This is a genomic window from Desulfobacterales bacterium (genome assembly GCA_029211065.1).
Lineage (GTDB): Bacteria > Desulfobacterota > Desulfobacteria > Desulfobacterales > JARGFK01 > JARGFK01.
In genome coordinates this window covers 1-6,574 of record JARGFK010000162.1, presented here as the reverse complement: position 1 = coordinate 6,574, position 6,574 = coordinate 1, and the positions used below count along the sequence as shown (strand labels likewise).

Here is a 6,574-nt window from a genome sequence, read left to right as displayed (position 1 = left end):
AGAATCACACACGCGAAAACAACGAATGCGGGGACGGCAGAATGGCTAAACAAAATTTACGAAGTCAAATTAACGAAGAGTTTTTTTGATGAAAAATATTGGCATATTCACCCATGACCTCTATCCATTTAAACCATGGGGGCAAGGCCGTTATGTATATGATCTGGCCAGGCGCCTTCGCACTTTATTTGGCGGGGAGATATATGTTTTTTCACCTTCGGATAACATAAAGGACGATCGACATATCCGGATTTTCGGCAATTCTCATAACACCTTCGGTAAAAACATAACCTTTTCAATCAAGCTGGCCTTCTCAATTAAACGCCTGATTGAAACGTACAACTTGGGCACGGTTCATTTCCAGGGAGGCCCCGGCGGTCTGTTTTTACTCGCAAAACCATCGGTTCCGCTTATTTACACTGTTCATCATACCTACTACCAGCAATCCCATTATATCCGTTCACAAAAATGGAAAAAAATTCTGTGCCTGTGGGAAAGGTTCGGCTACCAAAAATCAGATTATCTCCTGTGTGATTCCGCCTCCACCATGAAGATTATTCTTCGCCACTACCACCTTAAACCGAACTGCTGTGAAACAATACCCATTGGAGTGGATGAAAGCCGGTTCCATCCTTTGGGACTGGAACGAATACCCAACAGCATGTTCTTTTTGGGACGTCTGGATTCACGAAAAGGAATAGATTTTCTGATCAAAAGCATACCGCTGATAAAAGACCGATTGGACGATATCCGGTTGTATATCGGAGGAGAGGGTGTCTTGAGACACTACCTGGAAAGGTTTATCAAAAATAATCATCTGGAAAATACTGTTCATTTATTAGGTACGATTGATGATTCAATGTTAAATGAATGGTATAACAAGGTATCCGTGGTCGTTATCCCTTCTGTGTTTGAAGGTTTCGGACTCACAGCCATAGAAGCGATGGCCTGCAGAACCCCGGTGATCGCAACAGATACAGACGGACTGCGGGATGTGATTGAAGATGGCATAAATGGGCTTCTTGTCAAATATAATGATGTCAAGATGTTGAGTGAAAAGATCGTTTATTTAATGAAAAATGAACCCGAACGAATAAAGCTTTCCAAAAATGGCAAAGAGAGGGTCCGAACCGTTTTCAACTGGGATATAATATCTCAGGATATTCTGAAGGTTTATGAATTTATTTTGAAAAATAAACCTTGAAACGATAACTTCATGAAGATAGCCCTGATCACATATCCGCTGGAAACAAATCCAACCGGAATTGGTGTCAATATCCAAAACATTGCCCGGAACCTTATCGAATTGGATCGGCACAACACCTACTTTCTGCTGCACTTCACGCCCAATCCAAATTCGATTTACAATAGAAATGAGATTTTGTATCGGCGTTATAAGGGCCTGCCGGTCATGTTTTCCGATAGTTGGTATTTGTATAGAAATTCATCCATGTTTGATATTATTCATCGATTTTCCCCGGGTGGATTTCTTTTTAAAACTCAGTCAAAGATCGTTATCACGGTCAACGACCTCTTTCTATATAAAAGATACCCTTTTAACAAAAAGACCAGGAACTACCTGGGGAGATATTTCTTCAGGTCGTCACTGAAAAAGGCACATGCGGTAATCGCCATTTCAAATTTCACTAAAATGGAGATTTTAAAAACATTTGGATTGGATGAAGGTAAATTACATGTTGTGCATTGCGCACCTGGAATAACTCCCCAAAACCCGAATAAAGCGAAAGCAGTTCTGTCAAGCACTTACCGCATTGCCGACAGTTTTATCTTGATGGTCAGCACAATCGAGCCGCGCAAAAATATTCTGGGGATGGTTAAGGCATACGAACGCTTAATAGAACATCACCTCATCAAAGAGCACTTGGTCATTGTCGGGAAAAAAGGGTGGGACCTTGAAAACACGCTCGCTTACATCAACAACTCAAGACACAGGGACCGTATCCATCTTGTGGGTTTTGTCCCTACTTGCGACCTGGCATATTTCTACCAGCAGGCAAGTCTGTTTGTATATCCCAGTTTCATGGAGGGATTCGGCATCCCGCCACTGGAGGCAATGCAGTGCGGATGCCCCACATTAACTTCCAACACATCTTCGCTACCGGAAATCATGCTGTTTCCGGAAATGATGTTTGACCCGGAGAATATTAACGAAATAACAGATAAGTGCTTAAGAATTCTAACGGATGCGGCCTTTCGCCTGGACAATACTGCAAAAGGAAAGGAAAATGTGAACCGCTTCAGCTGGAAGGAGTCTGCCAAGAAACTAATAAATGTCTACAATATATTGCTATGAAACCGGTTTAGCAGTATAATGATCGGTACGAATGAAAGACAAGGGGAGCATAATGTGAAAAAAGCACTTATTACAGGGATCACGGGACAGGACGGAAGTTATTTATCGGAATTGCTGCTCCAAAAAGGATACGAAGTCCACGGAGTCGTCAGACGGGTGGCTATCGAAGACCCGCGCGCCAGAATGTGGCGTCTTCGGAACATCCTGGACAGGATCCACATCCACAGCGCATCCATGGAAAGCTACGCGTCTCTTTTCAATATTATTTCAGATATCAAGCCGGATGAATGTTATCATTTGGCCGCCCAAAGCTATGTTTCCTATTCCTTTGAGGATGAGTTTTCAACGATCAACACCAACCTTAATGGTACCCATTATGTGCTTTCGGCCATCAAACGACAAGCACCTGACTGCAAATTTTATTTTGCCGCATCCAGCGAAATGTTCGGACATGTCAAAGAAACACCGCAAAATGAAAACACCCCGTTTCACCCACGATCCCCCTATGGAATTTCAAAAATGGCCGGATTCGAGCTGACCAGAAACTATAGAGAGGCGTATAACTTGTTCGCGCTGTCAGGAATTTTATTCAATCATGAATCGCCCAGAAGAGGCGCAGAGTTTGTAACAAGAAAAATTTCATCATCAGCCGCAAAAATAAAGCTGGGTTTGGAAAAAGAAATCCGGTTGGGAAATCTGGAGGCCAAACGGGATTGGGGCCACAGCCGCGATTATGTCCGCGCCATGTGGCTCATGTTGCAGCAGGATGAGCCGGAGGATTTTGTCATTGCCACGAACCAATCCCGTTCGGTCAAGGAATTTCTCGAAATCGCTTTTGGATTGGTGAATTTGGATTACAAGGATTATCTGGTCGTGGCGGATGAACTTTATCGTCCGTCGGAGGTAAACGTGTTACAGGGAGACGCGTCCAAGGCTCGAAAAAAGTTAAACTGGTCGCCAACCATTCTTTTTGAGGAACTGGTAAAGGAAATGGTTGAAAGCGATCTGGCGTGGTACTCCCGAACATGATCTATTATGAAAAATAAAAAAGTTCTCTTCATTAATCCTCCCGGTTGGCAAAAAGAAAGTATCAACCTCGGCATAGCCTATCTGTCGAGTGCGCTTCAAAGCGTCGGGTACTCGACCTTGACACTGGATGCCAATCGCTACGAACTAAATGACAATGAGCTGGCCGGAAAAGTTTTAGACTTCAGCCCAAGCGTCATCGGCGTATCCGTAAAAACAGCAACTGCGAATACCGGCGGGCACATCGCCAATTTTCTTTCATCCGTATATCCGGACGCCCATTTTATTGTCGGCGGACCCCATTTAACACTTTGTCCGGAAAGCTATCTGCGCGATTTTCCCGTCTTTGAGTACGCGATACTGGGAGAGGGGGAAAAGAGCATTGTGGAATTGGCTGAAGCCCTGTCTCTCCATATACCCGTCGACCCCATCAATGGATTGGCATATCGCAAAAATGGCCGAATCGTTACAAACCCCTGGCGTCCGCCGGATGACTTGGACAACCTGCCCATTCCCGATTTCGAATCGATTGAAGGCTTTGATTGGCGCGATTTCCGGTATCCGATCTTGTCCAGCCGCGGATGTCCGTTCCAGTGTACCTATTGCTGTGTCAATAAACTTACGGGCTCACGAAAGTGGCGCGCGCGCAGCGCAAAAAATGTTGCCGCTGAACTTGAATATATCGTCCGGAGCAAGGGAATAAAGGCATTTGAAGTCTGGGATGACAACTTTACCCTTAATATTGAGCGGGCGAAGGAAATCTGCCGTGAACTCATAACCCGAAAACTTAACCTTTCATGGTACTGCCATAACGGCATTCGCGCCGATCGCATTGATAGAGAACTAGCCGGTCTGATGAAACAGGCGGGATGCACCAGCATTGCTTTCGGCATCGAAAGCGGCAACCCCGAAACATTCAATTCCATTAAAAAAGGGGAATCGCTGTCGACCGTCGTTGAAGCAATAAATATTGTTAAAGCGGTCGGGATAAAGGCGGTGGGGTATTATATCATCGGGCTTCCCGGCGACACCCTGGAAAAATTCATCGACACGGTTCGCTTTCAGCGCACCCTCAGACTTGATCACTATACCTATGGGATGCTCATTCCTTACCCCAAAACCGAAGTGTGGGATATGGTAAATGAGCGCGGGCGATTCTTTTGTGATATTACCGCCACTCAGCATTTCAGCAACGATATTGTTCCCATCTCTTTTGAAATTCCGGATTTTCCTAGGCAAGACATGGTGCGCGCTTTTTACATCTCGAAGTATTACGACCTGTATGCAGTTGTTCAGCGCATCATCGATAGCGGACAAACACCAACGGTTGTGCATCTTTCGGATCCTGATATTTTGGAGCATTTGCCAGGCATGATCATTGCGTGTGATCCCCGGGCGCGCCACCTGATCAGCGGCATTACAGATGAACAGGCCTTTTTCAGATTGCCGTCCCGTTCTCAGCTTCCAGCTGGAATCAACATCACCTTTACCCGGAAAATTCCAGATAACTTGCCGTCTGGCGCCACTGTCATAGTCTGCCGGGCAAAAGCAATCCCTCGCAGTCTTCTTTTCCGGAATACCGGCCTGGTTTTCATTAACCCCAGGCTGCCGTTACATTTAGTTGTTCTGGTCAGAAATCATATCACAACCAAATGGCATCTCCCTGAGTTTTTTATGAGCTTGATGGGATATGTGAACGGTATGAATCATGCTGTCAAACTTTATGGAATTAAGAATATATTTAAGACCGTAAGAATAAAAATCAAAGGTTTTCGGTTGATACGCTGATGTTTGCAACCCCTACAGCCGTTTAGAGCTATGAAAAAAACAAAATACAGCCTGAAACGCATCTCTCCGAGAGAGTTGTTTATGCATGCGGCTTTCAGGACGCTGCGACTGAAGCTCAAGCAGATACGCGTCATCACTAAAGTTGTTAATCACCTGCTGGTGGTATGGCATATGATCAACCTGACGCGCACCCGGGCAGCGCTGCGCCGGCTTTCCCATGAGAAAAAACAATTCCCGTATGAAGACTATCCTGCATATATGTGACTGGTATCATCCCATTGGCGGTGCTGAGAAGCTGCTGTTTGACACGCTTGCGCTGCTGGAGGAAGAAGGTTTTACCAATATCATAATTTATAATGACCATCCCGACCAGCGGCCGAGCGGCGCCCGTCCTGAATATGCCTGCAAGGGTTTGGAGCTGTTCAGCTATCATTATCCGGGCAATCGATTGCTGGCCCAAAATGCGATCAAACAAATCCATCCAATCATCAAAAAACATGCCCCGGACATCTGCCATATCCACAATTTTCAGAATTCATCTGTTACCGAGTATCTCATCGGGACGATGCCCTGTGTACGATCCATACATGATCCGCGTCTCTACTGCTTCACAAACTGGAAATTACTTCCCGACAAAAGCATCTGTTCCCACCCCTTGGGTCTTGAGTGTATTCGCCAGGGTTGTATTTCATCCGGTTTATGGCCGCAAAACAATTTCGATCGGAATGCATTGTTCGTGCTCAGAAATTTTATGGCGCACCAAAAAATACCGGTTCTTATTGCTGAAAGTCGGGCGCAGATTGAATGCCTGCTTGAAAACGGTTTTTCACCTGATCAAATTGCGTGGCTTCCCAATTTCACCCCAGTCCGGCCTGAATCCGAAGTATCTGGATTTGTGCAAAAACATTTCAACCCGCAAAAAAAAATGGTCCTTTTCGTCGGCAGAGCTTCGTATGAAAAAGGCGTTCAGATTCTTGTGGATGCCTGTGCGTATCTGAAAACAAAATGCAAGGTCGTTATTATCACGGCAGGGCCTCTGCTGGACGAAATCAAATCACGCATCCCGGCCTATGCGGGTCAGCTTGAAGTGATACCCGGTCTCTCATATGAAGAAACTCGAAAATATTACGCCCGCTCATCCGTGGTCATTGTTCCCTCGGTATGGCTCGAGAATTTCTGTTTAGTGGGTATAGAAGCTTATGCCAATATGAAGCCCGTGATTGGATCACGCATCGGCGGCATTAAGGACTGGCTTAAAGAAGGCGAGACCGGCTGGTTTTTTGAGCCCGGTAACGCCCGTGAGCTTGCCGATACAATTGATCACGCTTTTGCGGATACGGAACGACTGAAAATGATGGGGAAGGCTGCTTACGATAGAGTTTGCCGATACTATACCAAAGAGCTGTATCTTTCCCGCCTTTTGGCAATATATCAACGGGGGATATC

At 45.5% G+C, this 6,574-nt stretch carries 6 protein-coding genes; all 6 read left to right on the top strand.

Annotation, left to right across the window (positions count from 1 at the left end):
* The first annotated feature begins 88 nt into the window (after positions 1-88).
* A complete protein-coding gene (locus tag P1P89_21475; protein MDF1594088.1) occupies positions 89-1,204 on the top strand; it encodes a glycosyltransferase family 4 protein in 1,116 nt (371 codons plus the stop codon).
* A 12-nt stretch (positions 1,205-1,216) separates the two neighbouring features.
* On the top strand, positions 1,217-2,314 hold the full coding sequence (locus tag P1P89_21470; GenBank protein ID MDF1594087.1) for a glycosyltransferase family 1 protein: 1,098 nt from the start codon (positions 1,217-1,219) through the stop codon (positions 2,312-2,314).
* A gap of 54 nt (positions 2,315-2,368) precedes the next feature.
* Positions 2,369-3,343 carry a GDP-mannose 4,6-dehydratase gene (locus P1P89_21465; GenBank protein MDF1594086.1) on the top strand — a complete coding sequence of 325 codons (975 nt, stop codon included), beginning with the start codon at positions 2,369-2,371 and terminating at the stop codon, positions 3,341-3,343.
* Between the two features lie 6 nt (positions 3,344-3,349).
* Positions 3,350-5,128, top strand: coding sequence for a radical SAM protein (locus P1P89_21460; protein ID MDF1594085.1), 1,779 nt, complete (start codon positions 3,350-3,352; stop codon positions 5,126-5,128).
* Between the two features lie 30 nt (positions 5,129-5,158).
* Positions 5,159-5,392 carry a hypothetical protein gene (locus P1P89_21455; protein ID MDF1594084.1) on the top strand — a complete coding sequence of 78 codons (234 nt, stop codon included), beginning with the start codon at positions 5,159-5,161 and terminating at the stop codon, positions 5,390-5,392.
* Positions 5,367-6,574 (top strand): glycosyltransferase family 4 protein (locus tag P1P89_21450; GenBank protein MDF1594083.1); only part of this gene is annotated, 1,208 nt, incomplete at its 3' end. The genes P1P89_21455 and P1P89_21450, both read left to right, overlap by 26 nt.

Bases quoted from the DNA above. Each gene is read 5' to 3' on its own strand.
- P1P89_21470 (MDF1594087.1), top strand. From the start codon at position 1,217: ATGAAGATAGCCCTGATCACATATCCGCTGGAAACAAATCCAACCGGA.
- P1P89_21455 (MDF1594084.1), top strand. From the start codon at position 5,159: ATGAAAAAAACAAAATACAGCCTGAAACGCATCTCTCCGAGAGAGTTG.
- P1P89_21475 (MDF1594088.1), top strand. From the start codon at position 89: ATGAAAAATATTGGCATATTCACCCATGACCTCTATCCATTTAAACCA.
- P1P89_21460 (MDF1594085.1), top strand. From the start codon at position 3,350: ATGAAAAATAAAAAAGTTCTCTTCATTAATCCTCCCGGTTGGCAAAAA.